Raw genomic sequence first — 20,674 nt, 5'->3', positions numbered from 1 at the left:
AATTGCCGATGTAGCTCAGTTGGCCAGAGCAGCTGATTTGTAATCAGCAGGTCGTGGGTTCGAATCCCTCCATCGGCTCATAGAACAAAGAAGTATATAATATATGCTTCTTTTTTTTATATCTTTATTTTACTAAAACTCTCTGTTTTAAATTTTTTACAGTTCTTGTAAGAAAAATTAACCAGAATTATTAATGTGTGCATCAAGAAAAAAAAGCCCTTTTTTTAAGGACTTTTTATTTGATGATGTTTTTGATTATTTCAATCGAATAGATGTTTGAAATTTTTTCTGTGAATTTCATAAAATCTATGGTCGAATGTTGATCCGCTTCGTCAGATATTGTCCTAATAATTATAAAAGGAATATCAAACTCATAACAAATTTGTGCAACTGCCGCACCTTCCATTTCAACACATTTAGTAGCTGGTAAAACAGTTAATAGCTTATTTTTTTGTGTAGAATTCTTAAAAAACTGATCTCCTGAAGCTATTAAACCTAAGTGTAATTTTGGATGATGGATATTAAATTGATCTAAATATTTCTCTTCAATTACTTGATGTAAATATGAGTTTTCTAAAATTTGTTGAATAGAATTTTCACCTAATTGTAATAAATCTTTATCCGACTTAAAATGTGATTTTCCGATCAAAGGTATTTCAAATTCAGGAAATAAAGGAGAAGCATCCATATCGTGCTGTACTAATTCGGTTCCTAAAACAATATCTCCAATTTTAAGATCAGATGCTATACCTCCTGCAACACCAGTAAAAATTAATTCTGTAATATTAAATTTTAAAATTAATGTAGAAACTGTAGCTGCTGCTGCAACTTTACCAATACGAGAATAAACGACTATTACCGATTGGTTGTTTATAGTACCAGTGTAGTAAATGCGTTTACCAATACGATGTTCTTCTTTGTTTTGTAATAGATTAACTACTCCATTAATTTCTTCTGGAAGAGCACCCATTATTCCAATTATACGCTGTTTCATAAAGTGGTATGAAAATTATTTTCTGTATTTATAGATAGAACAATACACTTCGTATATCAATATAAAAGGAAGGCAAACGATAATTAGTAAAGTGTTTAAAATATGTTTTATCATACTGCAAAGTTAAATGATTATTATAAAAATAAGTTGATAAAAATCAATACATAGATTATTGATCCATGTTGTAACTTCGTGCATCTTATAATTTGATATGAAAAAAATAGCGATAGTTTTAGGAGTTGTTGGTTTAACAATTTTTAGTTGTACAGAAAGTAAAGTAGAAGAAAATGTAAATACACCAATAGAAGAAGTTGTTGTTACACAAGAAGAACCTTCAGATATCGTAGATGGAGTAGTTAGAAATTCAGTTGTAAAGTGGACTGGTTTTAAAACGACTGAAAAGTTAGCTGTATCTGGAACTTTTGAAGCTGTACAAGTTACAGATACAAAAGAAGGTACGACACCTGAGCAAGTATTACAAGGAGCGAAGGTACGTGTAGCTGTATCGTCAATTAATTCTGGTGCTGAAGATCGTGACGGTAAATTGAAGATGATCTTATTCGGTACAATGGCAAATACTTCTTATATCAATGGAGTAATTAATTTTAAAGGAGGAAAAACGTTCATCACTTTCACTTTAAATAATGTGTCAAAAGAATACGAAGTTGCGTCTAAATTTGAAAATAATGTGTTTACGATTAATACAACTTTAGATTTAGCAAACTTTAACGCTAATAGTGCTGTAGAGGCTTTAAATACAGCTTGTGCAGATTTACACAAAGGTGCTGATGGAATTACAAAAACTTGGTCTGAAGTTGAAATTGAAGGTTCTATCGAATTTGCTGAAGATTTTGGTAAATAGTATTAACAATATATAATAAAATAAAAAAGCTGCAGGATTTTCCTACAGCTTTTTTTGCGCTTTCAATTTAGATTAAGAGGTGAAACAAAACCAGTTAACTAATTTTCTGTTCGATTTCTTAATATTATCTAAAATAATCAAAAAATTTAGTTAACAACAATAAATTGAATCTTTTTTTGAGGAAACATTAGATAATCTAAAAAATTTTATGAAAATGGAAATATTACACTTTGATTTTCAATACTTTTTATGTTTATTATCATATAAAAAAAAAAGCATAATCAGATGTATGATTATGCTTTTAATTTTTATCCTTTAAATAATTCATTCAAATCAGTTCCGCCAAAATTTCCGGAACTCATCATCAGAAATACTTTATTTGTTTTATCTAACGTTTCGATATAATTTTTTAATTCATCTGAAGAAGTGAAAACTAAGATAGAATCGTCTCCAAATGCTTTTTTAATATCGTCAGGCGAAATCATTTCCATTCGTTTAATTTTCAAAGCTTCAGGATCATAATTTACAATCTTGATATCAGCTTTATCTAAAGCTCCTTTGTATTGAACTAAAAATTCAGGATTTAAAGAAGAGTAGGTGTGAATCTCTAAACATCCCACAACATCTTTCTCTTTATACTGCGCTTTTACTGCATTTGTAACCGAAGTCACCTTACTTGGTGCGTGTGCGAAGTCTTTGTATGCAACGAAGTCTTTTGTACGATTAATTAACTCTAATCTTTTAGAAGCTCCTTTAAATGATTGTATTGCCTCGTTAAAGTCATCATCCATCATTCCTAGTTGTTTACAAATCGCTCGAGCTCCATCCAAATTCATTAAATTATGATCACCAAAAACTTCTAAAGGAATAGGTCCATCTTCAGTTTCTAAGTATGTTATTCCATTATCGATTGTAGAAGCAGGAATTTCGTAAGGAAATTTCTTCAACGCACGTTCGGCATTTTCTACAACTTCTACAACTTCTTTGTCAGTAGAATTGTAGATTAAAGCACCACCATTTACAATGCTATCAATGAATTTAGAGAATTGTTCTTTGTAAGATTCGAAAGTTGGAAACACATTGATATGATCCCAAGCTATACCAGAAATTAATGCAATATTTGGTTGATATAATAAGAATTTTGAACGACGATCTAATGTAGATGATAAATATTCATCACCTTCCATAATCATAAATTCGTTATCCTCGGTTAATTTAACCATTACATCAAAACCTTCCAATTGTGCACCAACCATATAATCTACATCGATACCATGATAATGTAAACAGTGTAAAACCATAGATGTAATTGTAGTTTTACCATGAGAACCACCAATCACAACACGCGTTTTATCTTTTGATTGTTCGTATAAATATTCAGGATATGAATAGATTTTGATTCCTAATTCTTGTGCACGTAACATTTCAGGATTATCAGCATGTGCATGCATTCCTAAAATTACAGCATCTAAATCTTCTGTTATTTTTTCAGGAAACCAACCTAATTCTTCTGGTAAAATACCACGTTGTTGTAAACGAGTTTTAGATGGTTCGAAAATAGCATCATCAGAACCTGTAACTTGGTATCCTTTCTCGTGTAATGCAATAGCTAAATTGTGCATTGCGCTACCACCAATTGCAATAAAATGTACTTTTTTCATTCGTATAAAAGCGGTGGGAATTAATCGTGTGATTTATCTTTTTCAGATTCATTTAATGTTGAGATTTCTTCTTCCTCTTCGAAGTCTTCATCTTCATTTAAATAATCATCAAGAGATTTATTTTTTATTTCTTCTAAAATATCTTCAATCGGACGTACCTTATTAAATTCAGGAGATTGCTCTATGGCATCCATAATCCTTTTCATAATTTCATCTGAAGTTTCTTTTTCAAAATCGAAAATCAAAGGATCTTTAAATGTCATTGTAGCATTAATTCCTCTTTTTTTGATTTTTAAACCTTTTTTATCAAATGCACGTCGGAAACCATCGATAACAACAGGAATAACAATCGGGTTATTTTTACGAATTAAGTGAGCAGTTCCGCGACGACCTGGCGCAAATGCTTTTGTTGTACCTTGTGGAAAAGTAACTACCCAACCGTTTTGTAATGCTTTATCAATATTATTAACCTCAGTTAAATCTACCTTTCTGTTCACGTCTTGACCTTTTGCACGCCAAGTTCTTTTTACAGTAACTGCACCAGTGTAAGCAAATAACTTTGTAAGTACATTGTCTTTCATCGTTTCTTCGGCAGCAACGTAATAAAAGTCAATCTTTGGATTTAATAAATAAACAGGATTTTTAATGGTATCAATAAATCCATTTTTTACGCTACAAAAAACATGGTACATTGCAAAAACATCAGCAAAATAAGTTTGGTGATTAGATACAAATAATACGTTTTGAGTAGGTAAATTAACTAATTTTTCAGTTCCAGAAACCTTAAGTTTATTGAAACCGTTGTATCGATTATATGTGAAAGATCCTAATAAGAAAATTAACGAACGTTTTAGGAAATATAAATGTCCGAAAGCATCTCTATAAAAGGATTTTTTATTTGATTTTTGTGCCAATTTTTAAGCTTTTTATTAATAATTAAGATGATTTTTTAAAACATCCTTAAACTCTTCAAGAATCATTGCAGTAGCGCCCCAGATGTATTCTTCGTCTCCAATATTATACCCTGGAATATCTACTTTTTGACCAGAAAATTCTTTAACGAAAGTTTCAGGTTCTGCATCAAGAAATGCTTCCAAATCTAATGGAATTACATATTCAACTTCCGCTTCTTCAGGGATAAAATTTGGTTGTCCGTGGTGAACACCAATGAAAGGATAAACTAAAAAATTACTTGGTGGAATAAAGATTTCAGATAATTGTTTTACAACTTCAATATCTTCATCAAAAACACCTAATTCTTCAACCGTTTCTCTTACAGCTGTTAAATCAAAAGAAATATCACTTTCCTCAAATTGTCCTCCTGGTAATGAAAATTGATTAGAATGTGTTCCGTCATAAGAAACACGCATTGTTACAGGGAATTCAATATCACCTAATTCATTTTCGTATAATAAAATCATCACTGCGGCTGCACGAGGATTTGTACGTTTGATCATTTCAATGTCGTACCTTTCTCTGTAAGGAGGTGAAAGTTTTTCATGAGAATTCCAACCTGGTAATTCTTCTACAGATTCAGATAATATATATTTAAGTTCTTCTAAATTCAAAACTAAATTTTAATTCAAATTATATCCAAAGGTAATTAATTTAGTCCATACGAATCAAAAGTAGTTGTAATAAAAAATCCTACATCTGTTGTTGTAGGATTGTTTTATTAAATTGTAATCTAATCTTCAATTACTTTTACTTTATCAACGGTAGAATTTCCTATTGTACTTTCTAGAACAAAAAAATCATTGTTAATTAATAATTCAATTTTTAATAAGTCATTAGATTGAAATTCTAAATTTTCGGTCGTTGTAAAATATATATTTCGAATCAGATTTCCTGTTGATAGAATTGTGTTTTTTAGAATAATATCATTTGTGCCCATTGTCATTTCTTTTAGCTGATGGTCACCAATGATTTCTTGATCTTTTAAAACTAAGGTTGCTTTTTGTATATCTATTCTAATATGTTTTGTACTGTTATTTTGGAAAGTGACTAAAATATCTAATTCATTTCCTCTTTTGGTAATAGTAGAAATGTCGAAAATAAAATCCTGCTGATCGTTTCTATTATCTACTTCAGATTTTTTGATTGCTATGTAAGATACCTTTGGTTCTTTAATCTCGTTTTCTTGAATTGTTACTTTTATTTTCTTTTTTGCGAGATGATTTAAATATACGATTCCTAAAATTAGGATTACTATTATAGCTACGATAACTGCAATTGTATTCATAATTCAAAATTACAAATAATCTTTAAAAGCGAAATGATGAATGAAATTTTGAAAATTAAATTCTATAAAAAAAGTGTGAATCTAATGATTCACACTTTTTAAAATTATATTAAGATGTTTTGATTAAAAACGATCTGCATTCATTACTTTATTCCAAGCTGCAACGAAATCTTTAACAAATTTATCTTTTGCATCATCAGAAGCGTAAACTTCAGCAATAGATCTTAATTCAGAGTTTGAACCGAAAACTAAATCATTGCGTGTACCAGTGTATTTCGCTGCACCAGTTTTACGATCAGTTCCTAAATAAGTCTCTTTTGAATGATCCATCGCTTTCCATTGTGTAGACATATCTAATAAATTCACGAAGAAATCATTAGTTAATTGTCCAGGACGATCTGTGAAAATTCCATGATTAGATCCGTTGTAATTGATGTTAATAGCACGTAAACCACCAAATAAAACAACTAATTCAGGTACATTAAGTTTTAATAATTGCGCTTTGTCAATTAATAATTCTTCAGTAGAAACTGCGTAATTGTTGTGTTTGCGGTAATTTCTAAATCCATCTGCAATTGGTTCTAACCATTTGATTGAATCAACATCAGTTTGCTCTTGAGTTGCATCTGTACGTCCAGGAGTAAATGGTACTGTAATGAAATGACCAGCATCTTTAGCTGCTTTTTCAATACCAACTGCACCTCCTAAAACAATTAAATCTGCAATAGAAACATTTTTACCAGACTTCGCTTTTAAATCTTCGTAAGCTGATAATACTTTGTTTAATTGAACTGGATTATTAACTTCCCAATTTCTCATTGGTTCTAAACGGATACGAGAACCATTTGCTCCACCACGTTTGTCTGAACCACGGAAAGTAGAAGCAGAAGCCCATGCAGTAGAAACTAATTCAGATACAGATAAACCTAAACCTGAAATTTGTTCTTTTAATTCTGCAACATCGCTTTCAGAAATTAATTCACCTTCGTGTTTTGGGATAGGATCTTGCCATACGAATTCTTCAGTCGGTACATCAGGACCTAAGTAACGCTCGCGTGGTCCCATGTCACGGTGAGTTAATTTAAACCATGCTTTACGGAAAGCATCTTCAAACTGATCTGGATTTTCTAAGAAACGACGTCCAATTTTTTCGTATTCAGGATCAAAGCGTAAAGCTAAGTCTGAAGTTAACATAGTTGGGCGAACACGTTTGTTTGGATCATGAGCATGAGGAATAATTTCACCTACATCTTTTGCTATCCATTGATGAGCTCCTGCAGGTGATTTAGTTAATTCCCATTCAAATCCAAATAAGTATGATAAGAATAAGTTTGACCATTCTGTTGGTTTAGATGTCCAAGTTACTTCTAATCCCGAAGTAATTGTGTCACCACCTTTACCTGTACCATAAGAATTTTCCCATCCTAAACCTTGTGCTTCTAAACCAGCAGCTTCGATATCTGGACCAACGTGATCTGCAGATGCAGCACCGTGAGTTTTTCCAAATGTATGTCCACCCGCAATTAAAGCTAATGTTTCTTCGTCATTCATTGCCATACGAGCAAAAGTATCACGAATATCTCTTGCAGAAGCTAACGGATCAGGATTTCCATCTGGACCTTCTGGGTTTACATAGATTAATCCCATTTGAACCGCAGCTAAAGGATTTTCTAAATCGCGAGTTGTATGTTTTTCACTGTTTGTATCATCAGAAATAATAACATCATCACCTTCAACACCTTTAGATCCACCTTTACCGTAACGTTCATCACCAGCTAACCAAGTTTTTTCGTTACCCCAGTAAACGTCTTGATTTGGTTCCCAAACATCAGCACGTCCACCAGCGAAACCTAAAGTTTTGAATCCCATAGATTCTAAAGCTACGTTTCCTGTTAAGATCATTAAATCTGCCCAAGAAATTTTACGACCATATTTTTGTTTAATCGGCCATAATAAACGACGCGCTTTATCTAAAGAAACGTTATCTGGCCATGAATTTAATGGCGCAAAACGTTGTTGACCTTCGCCAGCACCTCCGCGACCATCTTGTACACGATAAGTACCTGCACTGTGCCAAGCCATACGAATAAATAAAGGTCCATAATGACCAAAATCTGCAGGCCACCAATCTTGAGAATCAGTCATTAAAGCTTTAAGATCAGCTTTTAACGCTTCTAAATCTAATGATTGAAATTCTTTTGCATAATCAAAATCTACATCCATAGGATTAGTTTTTGTATCATGCTGTTTTAATATATTAAGATTCAATTGGTTTGGCCACCAATCTCTATTTTGAGTTCCACGTCCAGCTGCATTATTTTGTGCCAAACTTCCGTTGTGAAAAGGGCATTTGCTAATGTCTCCTCCTTGATTTTCCATATTCAAATTGTTTTTTAATTTTTATGTAATATTCATAAAGATAGAAATACAATTTCTTATTTTAAAATTGTATTGATTTATTTTAGAATAATTTATAATTATAATGTATGTTAAATCTTATGATATCTAATAATTTATATAAAAAACTGAAAATATAATTTGAAATGAATATATATTATAATTAAGAATTCTTTGGTAGAAAGGGTTTGAGGTGGATAATATAAATTAAATTATACAGAATTTATAAATTGAACTTAATAAGAAATTTAATGATAAAATAACTTGATAATTTTTCACATAAGGACATGTAAATTGATCAAATGAATTTTTATCATTCAGGCTTGAATAAATTTTAACTAAAAGTTGGTTTTAAAAATTGAAGAATAATAGAAATGATATTTACTTTTCTAAATTATTTACATAATCTAAAAGTTCTTCAGGTTTTTTATTCGCGTGATAAATTGGATGATGATAGGTATCTAATTTTTGAAGTAAAGAAATTAAAACCATTTTTTCTTTGTCTGTTAAATTACCAGTAACAATATTTGTTGCATTTCTAATTTTTTCCATGTTCTCGTCCAGAATCTTTTTTCCTTCCTCAGTTATAGAAATTAGTTTTTGTCTTTTATCTATTTTATCATCTATTTGATTGATCCAACCTTTAGCAATTAATCTGTTAATGATTTGCATTCCTGGAGATTTTTCGTGGATATTTTTCTTAATTAAATCCATCTTGGTCATAGCTCCAAAAGCATTCAGATTTATTAAGTAGATAAAATCTTCTTGCGAAACAAATTCAGTATTCTGAATAACGGATTTAGAATAGGTTTTTGCGTATCGGTTTAAATGGACAATTAAGGTGTTGATAACGCTATTCATTGAACGACCTGTATCCTTGCCATCCCAAGATATAATTTGATTAGGTTCGTCTAATAGCCAAGATTTGTAAGACTCGAAGTCCACATCTTCAATAGCTTCTTTTTTACAATGTTCATCGTATTTTTCTAAACTACAAATGATTTCTTTTAGTAAGGAATATTTCATAATTTATAATTGTATTTTTTAATTTTATTTCTAAGCAAAATTAGTACTATATTACAATAAAACTAAATAAAAAAATGAAATAATCTCATAAATCTAATGATAAAGTACTATTACATATCCTAAACTTCCATTATAATTTTGTAGTTACTATGTGTTGTATTATAACCTATTAATACATATATAGTTAAACCAACCTAAAACTGAATTATAACTATAAAATTTAATTAATCTATGAAAAAAAAATTACTTCTTAGTGAATTATTCCTTTTTGACTACACCAATATCAGTCATACAATTTGATTCATTGACTTTAACATAGTTGTTTAAAGTCCCTTCAATTTTTAAATTATAGTCATTGTGTTTCAGCTTTACTTCTGTGGGGTTGAAGTATTTATTATTTCATATATATGAATTTATTAAATACTGATATAGTTTCCTTAATACATGCTTTCAGCAAGATTTTATCATATTCTAATGATATAGTATTTCATTCAATTAACAAAGAATTTGAAAATGCTATGACCATTGAGAAGTTAGAAATTCTTGATTATGTAAATATTACATCTAAAGTAAATATAAAATATTCAGTAACTAATACATCTATATACATAAATAATAAGCAAGATAGACTCATTCAAGAAGTAGACGAAAAATCAAAAATAAACCCAAGTTATAATGATTATAGGAATGCTATTGATGAGATGAAATTTGTATATGTTCTTTTTTCAAACTGGCCTTATCAATCAAGTGATGAACCAAGCGCTTTACAAGATGAAAAGAAAATTATTAAAAATCGTCTATCAAATAGATACCCGCCATTTATAACAGTTTAATTAACACATAATATTAAAGTATATCAGAATTTAATTTTAAAATAAAATATTAAAATGATAATTAAGAAATATAAGAAAGTAATCGTAGATTCTGCTTTGGGACTACTTTCAGGATTGGCTTTATTGAATGCTGAAAGTGGACGCTACGATTCCTTAATACTAACCAAAGTCTCGGAAACTTTAAATAGTTTAAAGCTAAACACCGAAAAAATATTTAAGAAAACTAGTAGTATTACCCAAACAAATACTACAGCTGTTGAAGGTGTATTAATTACAGGAAAAGTATATTACGATTATAATGGTAGTTTTATCGATGGTACACCAACTAATTTAAACAATAAACTATATGCTAACATCATTTCAAGTGGAATGGTGATTGAATCTGTACCTGTTAATGCGAATGGTGTATATAGTTATAATCATGGAGGAGATCTTGATGGTGTGCAAGTGCAAATTTCTACAACGCAAGGATCAATGTATGACCCTATGCCTGCAAGTACTTTACCAGCAACCTATTACTATATGGCAGAAGGTAAAACTATTACATCAGATGGTACTATTGATGGTGTCGTAGATCTTGGTAATTTAACTGTAAATAATGTAGCACATGCTAACTTCGCAATTTCAGGAGATTCTGATAGTGATGGATTTAATGATATTACTGATCACGATGACGATAACGATGGTATTGTAGATACAGTAGAATGCCCAACCAACTTCCATGTAGCAGACTTTTCAGCTACATCAATTACTTCAACTACTGCTAATGGAGGAATTACTAACGTAGCATCAAATATTAAATTAGGAGATGTGACAGCTTCATTAACTGAAGTTGCACTAGTGGGAGTAGTGCCAGATCAAAGGATGACTCGCGTGAGTTTAAATCTTTCTAATAATACTGTTTACCAAAGACCTTTAGCAGCAACTCAGGGTGGTTTGAAAAGTGTCATTAGAACTACAGCTGGAATTAATAATCGTATCAACTATACTATACAACTTGATAAACCTGTAAAAGATTTTTATATCTACATTGATAATTGGGATTTTGCAAGAACTTATTTCACAACAGCTGGTTTACAAGAGCAGCTGATGAGCGGAGGTAGAGAGTTGCATTATAACAATATAGATCGTACTCTTTATGATAATAATCCTAACAATCATAGTGATGTTGCTCGTGATGGATACGGAATTGTAAAAATTACATCGGTTGATGGATCGCCATTTACTACCATTTCTTACTATAAGGAAAGGGACCCTAATATGTTATCAACTACAAGTTCTGACAACGATGGAAATTCATTAACATTCGCAATCGATAAACCATGTGATTTTGACGGTGACGGTGTACCTAATACTGTAGATTTAGATTCTGACAATGATGGATGTACAGATGCATTAGAGGGAGGAAATAATATTCTTTTATCTAATCTTGTAACAGCTAGAGGAAGTGTATCTGTTGGTCCAGGAAGTATAGCTGCTAATCAAAATTTAGCAAATTCTGCTTCTGGAGTTAATTCTAATGGTATTCCAACTATTGTAGGTACAGGTCAAACAGTAGATTCAGCTTTTAACAATTCAGTTTCAGAATGTTTTGTAAAAATTACGGGTAGAGTATATTTAGATTATAACGCAGGTTTTATTGATGGAACTCCAACGAATCTTAATAATACATTATTTGCCAATATTATATCTGGAAATACAGTTGTAGCTTCTGTTCCTGTAAATTATAACGGTATTTATACTTATTCAAGCATATCGCCAATAACTGATGCTAAAATCCAAATTTCTACGGTTGCAGGTACTACTGGATCAGCAATGCCAGCAAGTACTTTACCTACAAATCATATCTTTACTGCAGATAGTAAAACGGTACAACCAGAGGCTGGAACTGCGGATGGTATTGTAGAGTTAGGAAATTTAACTTTAAACAACAGTTACTTTGGTAACTTCGCTATTTCTACAGATTCTGATGGCGATGGTGTTTATGATAATTTGGATTTAGATACTGATAATGATGGTATTTTGGATACGGATGAGTGTGGAACGGATTTAACTTTCCCTGATTTTTGTGCAATATCAGTTGAAGGATCAAATACGCTAAATCATACCATTTCAAATATTAAATTTGGTAATATAACAGCGACTATTAATAAAAAGGCTACTGATGATAATAACCGTTTTGATACAAATATTATTAATACATCAACTTCAACAGAATTTAATTCAACACATCATTATCCAGCGCCTCCAACATCTCTTGGTATATTTGTAGATCATACATGGTTGGCTGGGATGAATACTTATACATTAACATTTAATCAGCCCGTTACAAGCTTGTATTTCTATACGCATGGTTTAGATTATGCTTTGGTAGAATTTACTTCTCCTAATTTGCAAGAGCAAATGGTAAAAAATGCGACACAAATGGCTTTTGATTATGAACTTAGACGTTTGTATGATACTGAGACAACTTCAGTAGGTCAAGCAGGAAGAGATGGTCAAGCAGTTATTAAAGTAACCAGCAAAGATGGAACACCATTTACTACGATGACTTTTAGAAAGTTTAGAAATCCTTCTCATTCAGGCAATGATACAGATGGTAATAGTTTCAGTATAGCTATTACAGAAAGATGTGATGCTGACGGTGATGGTGTCCCAAATATTTTAGATTTAGACTCTGACAACGATGGTTGCGTTGATGCGATTGAAGGTGGTGGTGATATTAATTTAACAAATCTAGTTACTGCAGGAGGAAATTTAACTACAGGTGTTGGAAGTAGTGCACAAAACCAGAATTTAGCTAATTCAGCAGCCGGTGTAAATGCAGAAGGGATACCAACAATCGTTAACACAGGACAATCTGTAGGTTCATCTCAAGACGCTGAAGTAAATGATTGTGATTCTTTACCAAAATTCACAATCCGAGGAAGAGTTTATATTGATCGTGACGGAGATTTTATCGATGGTGTTCCAACAAATATAAATGGGACTTTATATGCTAATTTAATAGATGATGGAGTAGTTATTGAATCTTTACCGGTTAATAATTACGGAAGTTTTGAATTTTCATCATATGTATTCTTAACAGATGCTAAAGTTCAAATTACTACTACTCAATCAACAATAGGTAGTCCAATTAGTGCAGGTACACTTCCTGATAGATACATTTACCTTGGCGAAGGTCAGCGAGGATATAATGTAGGTACTGTAGATGGAATTGTAGAATTAGGTGCAGTTTCTCCATATTCTACTGCTGAAACTCAAGGGCCTAGTATTATTGCGTCTCAAGCTCCTATTAGAAATGTAAATTTTGCTATTTCTTACGATAGTGATAATGATGGTATAGCAGATGCTTTTGATTTGGATGATGATAATGATGGAATTTTAGATACTGTCGAATGTACAGGTAGTAGATTAAAATTTGCTGATATTTCAAATTGGGGATATACTGATGTAGGAAATACCAGAACATTTTCTAGAATACGTTTAGGCGATGTTACGATGACTTTAAGAAAGACGGCTACTGGTATTTTAAATGGTAGTAGTAGAACTAGAGAAAATCTTAATAGAGATCCATTTACACCGAGAGGAGATGCTAGTAGAGTCGTTATACAAGATTATGCTGATGTAAGAGGTGGAACCTCTGTTACTTATACTGCGACTTTAGATAAACCAGTGGATGCAATCTATTTTTATGCAATTAACTGGGATAACGCAAATACGCAATTTATCGGAGAAAATCATAGAGAAGAAATTATTTCTTCTGGTACTGAGATACGTTTTGACGAAAAAACAAGAATGTTTAGAGATATAAGACCTGGAACTGGAAGTAACCCAACTAGAGATGGTTATGGTGTTATTAAGATTTCTTCTGTAGATGGATCGCCTTTAACAACTTTTACTTATAAAAAAGTTTTAAATATTATGCAACGAGATAATACAAGATTCACGTTTGCTTATTATGAAAGTGTATCATGTGATGCAGATGGAGATGGTATTCCAAATGATCTAGATTTAGACTCTGACAACGATGGATGTCCTGATGCTATGGAAGGTGGTGACAATGTAACTTATGCTGATTTAGTAACAGCTGATAGCAATTTAACTGTAGGTGTAGGTTCTTCTGCAGCTAATCAAAACTTAGCGAATACACCAGAGGGAGTTAATGCTGATGGTATTCCAATTATCGTAAATGAAAATCCTTTAGTTAATACAGATAATGCAATTGGGCAAAGTCTAGGAAGTACTATCGACGCTATGGTTAATGGATGTTTCTGTTATATTCCATCTAAAACTGACGGTACGATATTAAATACTAACACTGGTATTTCTGCATTAGGTAGAGGAGTAGAAAACCCAGATAATTGGCCAATGGTAAGAAATGGAGCTTGGGTTGCATTAGAATCTAATACAAAAGGTTTTGTTCCGAATCGATTAACAGCAGCAGAAATCGCTTTAATTCCACCATCAGAACTAGTTTCAGGAATGATGATTTACAATAATACACTTAATTGTTTACAAATCTATATTGAAGGTTCGGCTACCGGATGGAATTGTTTAGATCAACAAGCATGTCCTCAATAATATAATACACCAACCTAAAATTAAATTATTATGAAAAATATATTCATAGCCATATTAATCTTATTTTCTAATGTAGTATTTTCTCAAATTACTATTGGAAAATCAACTCCTACTTCAACTGCTGTATCGTTGGAATTTGGAGATGAAAACAGAGGTTTACTTTTACCTTGGGTTACAAATGTATCAGTCGTAGAATCTCCTGAAAATGGAACAATGAGTTACGATAGCCAAGATAAAAAAGTGAAAGTTAAATTAGCCAATGGATGGAAAGATTTAACAGTAAACACAACGGGTACTACTATAGATCCAATTACACAAGTTGATGGGTTAACTATACAATCAAGTTCGGTTAACGAGCAAGTAGATGCAAAAGTATATATCGGAGAATTAACTGCAACTAAAGGTATTTTAGTTCTTGAGGATAAAAATAAAGCAATGGTTTTACCTAAAGTTTATCAACCTCATTTGAATATCATTAATCCTTCACCTGGAATGATAGTATTTGATACAAAAGACAATTTACTATGTGTATTTAACGGTAAAGATTGGGCTTTTTGGAAACCCCAAGAGTGGTAATTAATAATAACAAAGGCTTAGAATTTATTCTAAGCCTTTGTTTTGCGTATAAATTAAGTATAAATTATTAAGTAATATAAACTCAAAATATATATGTAATGATAAGAGTCTTTCAGAATGTTTGTAATGATAAAGTACTATTTTTCATACACTTAACTATTTATAATTTTGAATAACCAACCTAAATCTAAATCTATGAAAAAAAGATACTTTTTATTAATTCTATTATCTAATTGTTTATTTGCACAATATGTAGGTATTGGAATTGATCAACCAAATGCTTTATTACATGTGAAATCTTCAGCCTCTACTACAAAAGCTGATGGATTTAAATTGCCAAGTTTAACATTAGAACAACTAACAGCGAAAGGAGAAAACGTCTATACTACCGAACATCGTGGTACCATGATTTATATTTCAAATACTTCATCTGGTAACACTTTGGGGCAAAGAGCCAATATTAATGGGGTAGGACACTATTATTTCGATGGCTCTTTTTGGAATAAAATCCAGAAAGATATTAGCCTTTACACGACCAATAGCAAATTATCGGGCGGTCGTAAAGTAAATTTAGATGGAAAAACACTTTCTTTTAATAATGTTTCAGGCTTCGGAAATCTCAATCAATTTTCAATTGATAATTCAACATTTTCAATCAATACGATTAATAAAAGAATAGGAGTGGGGAATATTTTTCCTACCACTAAGTTAGATGTTCGTACGAATACAAATAGTAATACTGATCCTGGACATGGATACATAGGGATTGGTACAACAACTACAGCTGCAAATGTAGCAGGAGCAGGTGCTATACGTTACCATGTTGATAATTTCAATAACGGAGGTTTACAATTCAGTAATGGTATAGTTTGGAATAACATGGAAAGTGAAGTTGAAAAAGTTGTTTTAAATGCTCGTAAAAATCAGCATCAAACTATTCCTAGTAATAGTGAGACTGTTATTCAACTTGGGAGAAAATTACAGATAATGTAAACGCTTTTAACCCAAATACAGGAGTTTTTACGGTGCCAAGAACGGGTAACTACATCGTATCATATAGTCTTAGTTTTGGGCATGCACAAATCCCAGCAAATAGCTATGTAGAGATATCAATAAAATCAAGTATAAGCACAAATACACAAAAGAGTAGAGTTGTTTATACTCGTGCTGGAGGTACTCAGATGAGTTCATATATGACCAAAACTTTAAAATTAACAGCAGGTGAACAAATTTCTTTTGTAGCATATCAAAATAGTGGCATACCTTTAAGGGTAGAACCTAGTGAGTAGGTAATGGAACTGGATTTGTTAATTTTTCTGTCGTAGAAATGTAGTTAAAGTAGAGTGAAAAATATTAATACTATTTAAAATAAAATATTATGACAAAATATATATATGCTATACTTGTAATAATGCCCTTTCTAGGTTATTCTCAAGTTGGAATTATGGAACTTAATCCAAAAGCAACGCTACATATCAATGCCTCTAAGAATATAAATTATGCAGATGGTGTAATTTTCCCTCAATTATCATTAGCAGAGCTAACATCAAAAGGAAATAATTTATACAATACTAATCATACAGGTGCAATCATTTATATCCATGATATTTCAGGAGGAAATCGATTATCACAAAGAGAAAATATTGCTTCAATAGGCTATTATTTTTTTGATGGTACGCTTTGGCAAAAAATTAATATAGAGGATAAAAATCTTTACGAAGATGATTATCATTTGACTAGCAATAGAACTCTAAATTTAGATGGAAAAAAATTGGCTTTTGAAAATGTGACAGGTAATCCAATTGCAAATCAATTTTCCATCGGAGGTAATTTATTTTCTGTTGATACGAATGCCAATAAAGTGGGTATAGGTACGCTAACACCTAATGCAAGATTGGATATACGTACGCTACCTACATCAACAACCGATCCTGGTGAAGGTGAAATTGGTATCGGGACAGCTTACGATACTTCTGCAAGTGCTGCTGGTGCTGGAGCAATTAGATACAATACGATTGCAGGAGGAATATTACAGTACAGTAATGGTATAGATTGGTATACTTTAAAAGGTGATATTTCTAAGGCAACAGTTGTGGCTACAAAAACTACTTCTATGTCTATTCCTGAAGCAATAGACTTAAAGATCCTTGATTGGTCGGAAACTGTTGATAATCAAAATTTGTTTAACCCTGCAAAAGGAACTTTTACTGCACCTAGAACAGGAAATTATCTTATATCTTTCAGTTATGGTTTTGATTCAGGAAATTATAATGATGACCGTATTGAAGCACAATTGCAAAGTAGTAGAGGAAATATTAATTATAAAAAAAGTGTGATTGGATTTCCAGGTGTTACAAATGATGTCATAGGAACAGCTAATATCACATTTGTTATGCGATTAAATGCAGGTGAAACCATTAATCCAGCAGTTTATCATAACTCATCAACTAAAACTATAACAACTGCAGCCGGTTATAATAACTTTTCTGTAGTAGAGCTTTAGTAAAAAAATAGATATCACAATGAGAAAATCAATATATTTATTGCTATTTATTGCCAACACTTTCAATAGCTGTATTAAATCCTTTGCCATTATCAGTTATAGTAATGGTTAAAATTGTATCGGTTAACTGAAAGTCTACTGTCAATTCTGTGGCTTCAGAATGTTTTATACTGTTATTGACGATTTCTTTAATACTTAAGAATAATTGTTTTCTTTCGTTTGTTGTTAAAGTTATATCACATTTATTTATTTGATCTGAATGAATAACATTCCAACCAATATTTTGATCACTTAGAAATTCCTTTAAAAATTTTTTGGTGTATAAAACAAGATCCAATAATTTGTCGTTATTGTTATCCATACTCCATACAATCTCAGTTAGTTTTAAATAAATATCTTTTGTATTCCTAAAAATTATTTCTAATTCTTTAAAGTCTTTTAAATTTAATTTTGATTCTAATATTTTTCTAGCCAAAGAAATACTAGTAAAATTAGCGCCTAAATCGTCATGTAATTCTTGCGAAATTCTATTTCTTTCTTGTTTTGATGTCTCGAATTCCTTTTTAATAAAAATTAATTCCAATCGTTTTTTTCTGTTAACATAATAGAATGCAATAATTATTATAAGTAATATAAATATTATACTTAAAGATATGAAGGCTATTTTAATGTTCCTTTCTTTTTCTAAGATTTTATTCTTTTCATTTTTTAATTTAGAAATATTAGAATAGTGTCTGCTTTCTTGTATAACTAATGTTTTATTTCCTTTCAAAGAGTTTTCAGTAAATTTTGCGTACTCATTGATGATAGAATCTTGTACTTCGCCTTCAGAATATTTAATCTTCAAAGGGAAATATTCTTTTAGACTATCATAATCATAAAATATACTTTGTTTATCAATGTTTTTTTCAACAATTTTTAGGTTAGCAATTACAGAATCTTTCATACCTAAATGATGGAAAGCTTCAGCTTTTTTTATGTACAATAAATTATAATACCCTAATAATTTAATTTCTTTGTCAAATAATTCAATCGCTTCTTTGAACTGTTTATTTTTCATTTTAAAAAAACCATTCACCATGTTGTGGAAGTAAACTTCTGAGTAATGATTTTCTTTCAGAATTAAATTTGCTGAATCGTAATATTGTTTAGCAATTTCATATTCATTAATTCTCGCATTTGCTAATGCAATAGATAAATAATCTTCTGTGATATATATTGGTTCAATTTTTCTTTCTTTTCCTCTCTGTAAAATTTCATTGTAGTAGGAGATAGCACTATTATAATTTCCGTTCTGAAATGCAATATCTCCCAAAATCGTTAAACTATTATCGTAAGTAGCTGGATTTTTATTTCTACTATATTCATTGGCTAGAAGTGCATATTTAAACGCCTTGGATCTGTCATTGTTTAAATGATAATATTTTGCTTTTAATTGATAATTGATCGCATGTATAACCGTGTCGTTTGAACGATCGGCAATTGATTGTGCTTTCTTAAGATTAGAAATTATTTCTTCGTTTTTACCTTGCGAACTGTAAGAAACATAGGCAATCATTAAAGGATAATGGATGTCTTTTTTTCTAAATCATTAATTAATGAATCGAGTCTTTCTACCGATTTAGTTTTGTTTGAATCTTTTAATGATGAGGTATGAATTTCAATTATTTTGTGCATTGTATTGATAGAATCATTGACTCTATTATTCTCAAAATTTATACTTTTTTTACAACTAAAAATTAGACATAAAAAAATTAGATAAAGAATATACTTTGTTTGCACGTAAGTTGGTTATAAAACAAAAATAATCAATTATTTACATATAAATATAACGAAAAAGTACTATTGAATATTTATTTATTTTAGTGTATAGTTTTACTAAGGATTTTTAATTTTTTATCCATAATAATTATAGTTATAAATTCTATTCAAAATAGGATTTTGAAATTGACTATTACTTTATCATTTTAAACATTTATTAATTATTAACACGACTTCATTATAAGTAGTTTTAAAACAATGGTTTATTTTTTGATATGATTATTTACAACCTTTAAAAATAAACATTATGACTACTAAAAAAGTTGAAGCTAAAAAGGATGCTGCTAAAAATTTGCAAGATCTTTTTGAAGATTGTTTAAAAGACGCATTGTGGGCAGAAAATGCAGTTAAAGATGCACTGCCAATTATGATTAAAAATTCAACCTCGAAAGCTTTAAAAACAGCATTAGAAGATCATTTAAAAGAGACTAAAGAGCAAATAAAGCATTTAAAAGAAGTTTTTAAGTCAATTGGAGTAAAACCCGAAGAGGAAAAATGCGATGCCATGCAAGGAATACTGGAAGAAGGTGAAGGTATTTTAGAAGAAACAGAGCCAGGTTCGGTTAGAGATGCAGGAATTATTGCTGCATGTCAAAAAGTAGAACATTATGAAATTGCATCTTATGGAACGATGAGTTCTTATGCTAAATTATTAGGACACAAAGAAGCAAAGAAATTAATTGATGATATTCTCAAGCAAGAAAAAAATGCTGATAAATTATTAAGTAATTTGGCAAAAAAAGAAATTAATATCAAAGCTGATAAATAAAATTCAATTAGCTAAAGAATACTAATAAAAGAAGATAAGATTTATTAACTTGAATCTTATCTTTTTTATGTATTCTAAAAAATAATAATTTAACAAGCAACCAATCCTACAAATTAATTTCAGTAATGGTTTATTTTAAAATATAATTTTAGAGAAATTATTTGTATAAAAAAAAACCTCGAAGTAAAACTTCAAGGCTTTTGCGGAGAGTGAGGGATTCGAACCTCAACTCGTGTTCCTTTATATCAGTTTGATTGATGAATCTTATTTTACGATGGTATCAGTTTGGACACCATATGTTTGAATGAAAAAATTGATTAATACAAATGTACGAAATCTAATGTTTTTATTGTGATTTACTTAGCCAAAATTTGGTAAGGCAATCGTTAAAAATTATGATGTAGAA

At 30.7% G+C, this 20,674-nt stretch carries 15 protein-coding genes and 1 tRNA gene; 8 read left to right on the top strand and 8 right to left on the bottom strand.

Annotated elements, in window-relative coordinates:
• Nucleotides 1-4: 4 nt before the first annotated feature.
• A tRNA-Thr gene (locus J9309_RS00965) sits at nucleotides 5-78 on the top strand.
• A gap of 157 nt (nucleotides 79-235) precedes the next feature.
• Here the strand turns inward: J9309_RS00965 and J9309_RS00960 are convergent.
• Nucleotides 236-994 (bottom strand): 5'-methylthioadenosine/adenosylhomocysteine nucleosidase, encoded by a 759-nt coding sequence (locus J9309_RS00960; protein ID WP_230476593.1) that lies wholly within the window; start codon nucleotides 992-994, stop codon nucleotides 236-238.
• Nucleotides 995-1,205: 211 nt separating this feature from the next.
• Between J9309_RS00960 and J9309_RS00955 the strand changes: the two genes are divergently transcribed.
• Nucleotides 1,206-1,856, top strand: a complete 651-nt coding sequence (locus J9309_RS00955) for a YceI family protein (protein ID WP_230476592.1) — start codon at nucleotides 1,206-1,208, stop codon at nucleotides 1,854-1,856.
• 308 nt (nucleotides 1,857-2,164) lie between these two features.
• Here the strand turns inward: J9309_RS00955 and J9309_RS00950 are convergent, their stop codons facing one another.
• The 6 genes from J9309_RS00950 to J9309_RS00925 all read right to left on the bottom strand — a co-directional run bounded on the left by J9309_RS00950 (nucleotide 2,165) and on the right by J9309_RS00925 (nucleotide 9,182).
• Nucleotides 2,165-3,517: a UDP-N-acetylmuramate--L-alanine ligase gene (locus J9309_RS00950; protein WP_230476591.1), complete on the bottom strand. Its 1,353-nt coding sequence runs from the start codon at nucleotides 3,515-3,517 to the stop codon at nucleotides 2,165-2,167.
• Between the two features lie 20 nt (nucleotides 3,518-3,537).
• The gene (locus J9309_RS00945; protein ID WP_230476590.1) at nucleotides 3,538-4,431 is read right to left on the bottom strand and encodes a lysophospholipid acyltransferase family protein; all 894 of its coding nucleotides are present in this window, start codon (nucleotides 4,429-4,431) and stop codon (nucleotides 3,538-3,540) included.
• 15 nt (nucleotides 4,432-4,446) lie between these two features.
• Nucleotides 4,447-5,085 carry an NUDIX hydrolase gene (locus J9309_RS00940; RefSeq protein WP_230476589.1) on the bottom strand — a complete coding sequence of 213 codons (639 nt, stop codon included), beginning with the start codon at nucleotides 5,083-5,085 and terminating at the stop codon, nucleotides 4,447-4,449.
• 119 nt (nucleotides 5,086-5,204) lie between these two features.
• Nucleotides 5,205-5,759, bottom strand: coding sequence for a hypothetical protein (locus J9309_RS00935; protein ID WP_230476588.1), 555 nt, complete (start codon nucleotides 5,757-5,759; stop codon nucleotides 5,205-5,207).
• A gap of 123 nt (nucleotides 5,760-5,882) precedes the next feature.
• The gene (gene katG, locus J9309_RS00930) at nucleotides 5,883-8,138 is read right to left on the bottom strand and encodes a catalase/peroxidase HPI (RefSeq protein WP_230476587.1); all 2,256 of its coding nucleotides are present in this window, start codon (nucleotides 8,136-8,138) and stop codon (nucleotides 5,883-5,885) included.
• Nucleotides 8,139-8,537: 399 nt separating this feature from the next.
• Entirely contained in the window at nucleotides 8,538-9,182 is a 645-nt protein-coding gene (locus tag J9309_RS00925) for a MarR family winged helix-turn-helix transcriptional regulator (protein WP_230476586.1), read from the bottom strand.
• A gap of 407 nt (nucleotides 9,183-9,589) precedes the next feature.
• Between J9309_RS00925 and J9309_RS00920 the strand changes: the two genes are divergently transcribed.
• The 5 genes from J9309_RS00920 to J9309_RS00900 all read left to right on the top strand — a co-directional run bounded on the left by J9309_RS00920 (nucleotide 9,590) and on the right by J9309_RS00900 (nucleotide 17,678).
• Nucleotides 9,590-10,015 carry a hypothetical protein gene (locus tag J9309_RS00920; RefSeq protein ID WP_230476585.1) on the top strand — a complete coding sequence of 142 codons (426 nt, stop codon included), beginning with the start codon at nucleotides 9,590-9,592 and terminating at the stop codon, nucleotides 10,013-10,015.
• Nucleotides 10,016-10,069: 54 nt separating this feature from the next.
• Nucleotides 10,070-14,599, top strand: a complete 4,530-nt coding sequence (locus J9309_RS00915; protein WP_230476584.1) for a hypothetical protein — start codon at nucleotides 10,070-10,072, stop codon at nucleotides 14,597-14,599.
• A 30-nt stretch (nucleotides 14,600-14,629) separates the two neighbouring features.
• Nucleotides 14,630-15,175 (top strand): hypothetical protein, encoded by a 546-nt coding sequence (locus tag J9309_RS00910; protein ID WP_230476583.1) that lies wholly within the window; start codon nucleotides 14,630-14,632, stop codon nucleotides 15,173-15,175.
• 195 nt (nucleotides 15,176-15,370) lie between these two features.
• A complete protein-coding gene (locus tag J9309_RS00905; protein WP_230476582.1) occupies nucleotides 15,371-16,168 on the top strand; it encodes a hypothetical protein in 798 nt (265 codons plus the stop codon).
• 385 nt (nucleotides 16,169-16,553) lie between these two features.
• Nucleotides 16,554-17,678: a hypothetical protein gene (locus tag J9309_RS00900; RefSeq protein WP_230476581.1), complete on the top strand. Its 1,125-nt coding sequence runs from the start codon at nucleotides 16,554-16,556 to the stop codon at nucleotides 17,676-17,678.
• Between the two features lie 43 nt (nucleotides 17,679-17,721).
• Here the strand turns inward: J9309_RS00900 and J9309_RS00895 are convergent, their stop codons facing one another.
• Nucleotides 17,722-19,236 (bottom strand): ATP-binding protein, encoded by a 1,515-nt coding sequence (locus J9309_RS00895; protein ID WP_230476580.1) that lies wholly within the window; start codon nucleotides 19,234-19,236, stop codon nucleotides 17,722-17,724.
• Between the two features lie 510 nt (nucleotides 19,237-19,746).
• Here J9309_RS00895 and J9309_RS00890 point away from each other — a divergent pair.
• Complete coding sequence (locus tag J9309_RS00890; protein WP_230476579.1) at nucleotides 19,747-20,268, top strand: YciE/YciF ferroxidase family protein; 522 nt, start codon at nucleotides 19,747-19,749, stop codon at nucleotides 20,266-20,268.
• Nucleotides 20,269-20,674 lie beyond the last annotated feature (406 nt).

The sequence above is a fragment of the Faecalibacter bovis genome, assembly GCF_017948305.1.
Taxonomy (GTDB): domain Bacteria; phylum Bacteroidota; class Bacteroidia; order Flavobacteriales; family Weeksellaceae; genus Empedobacter; species Empedobacter bovis.
Note: the sequence above shows the minus strand (reverse complement) of the source record. Positions and strands in the feature narration are given on the sequence as shown.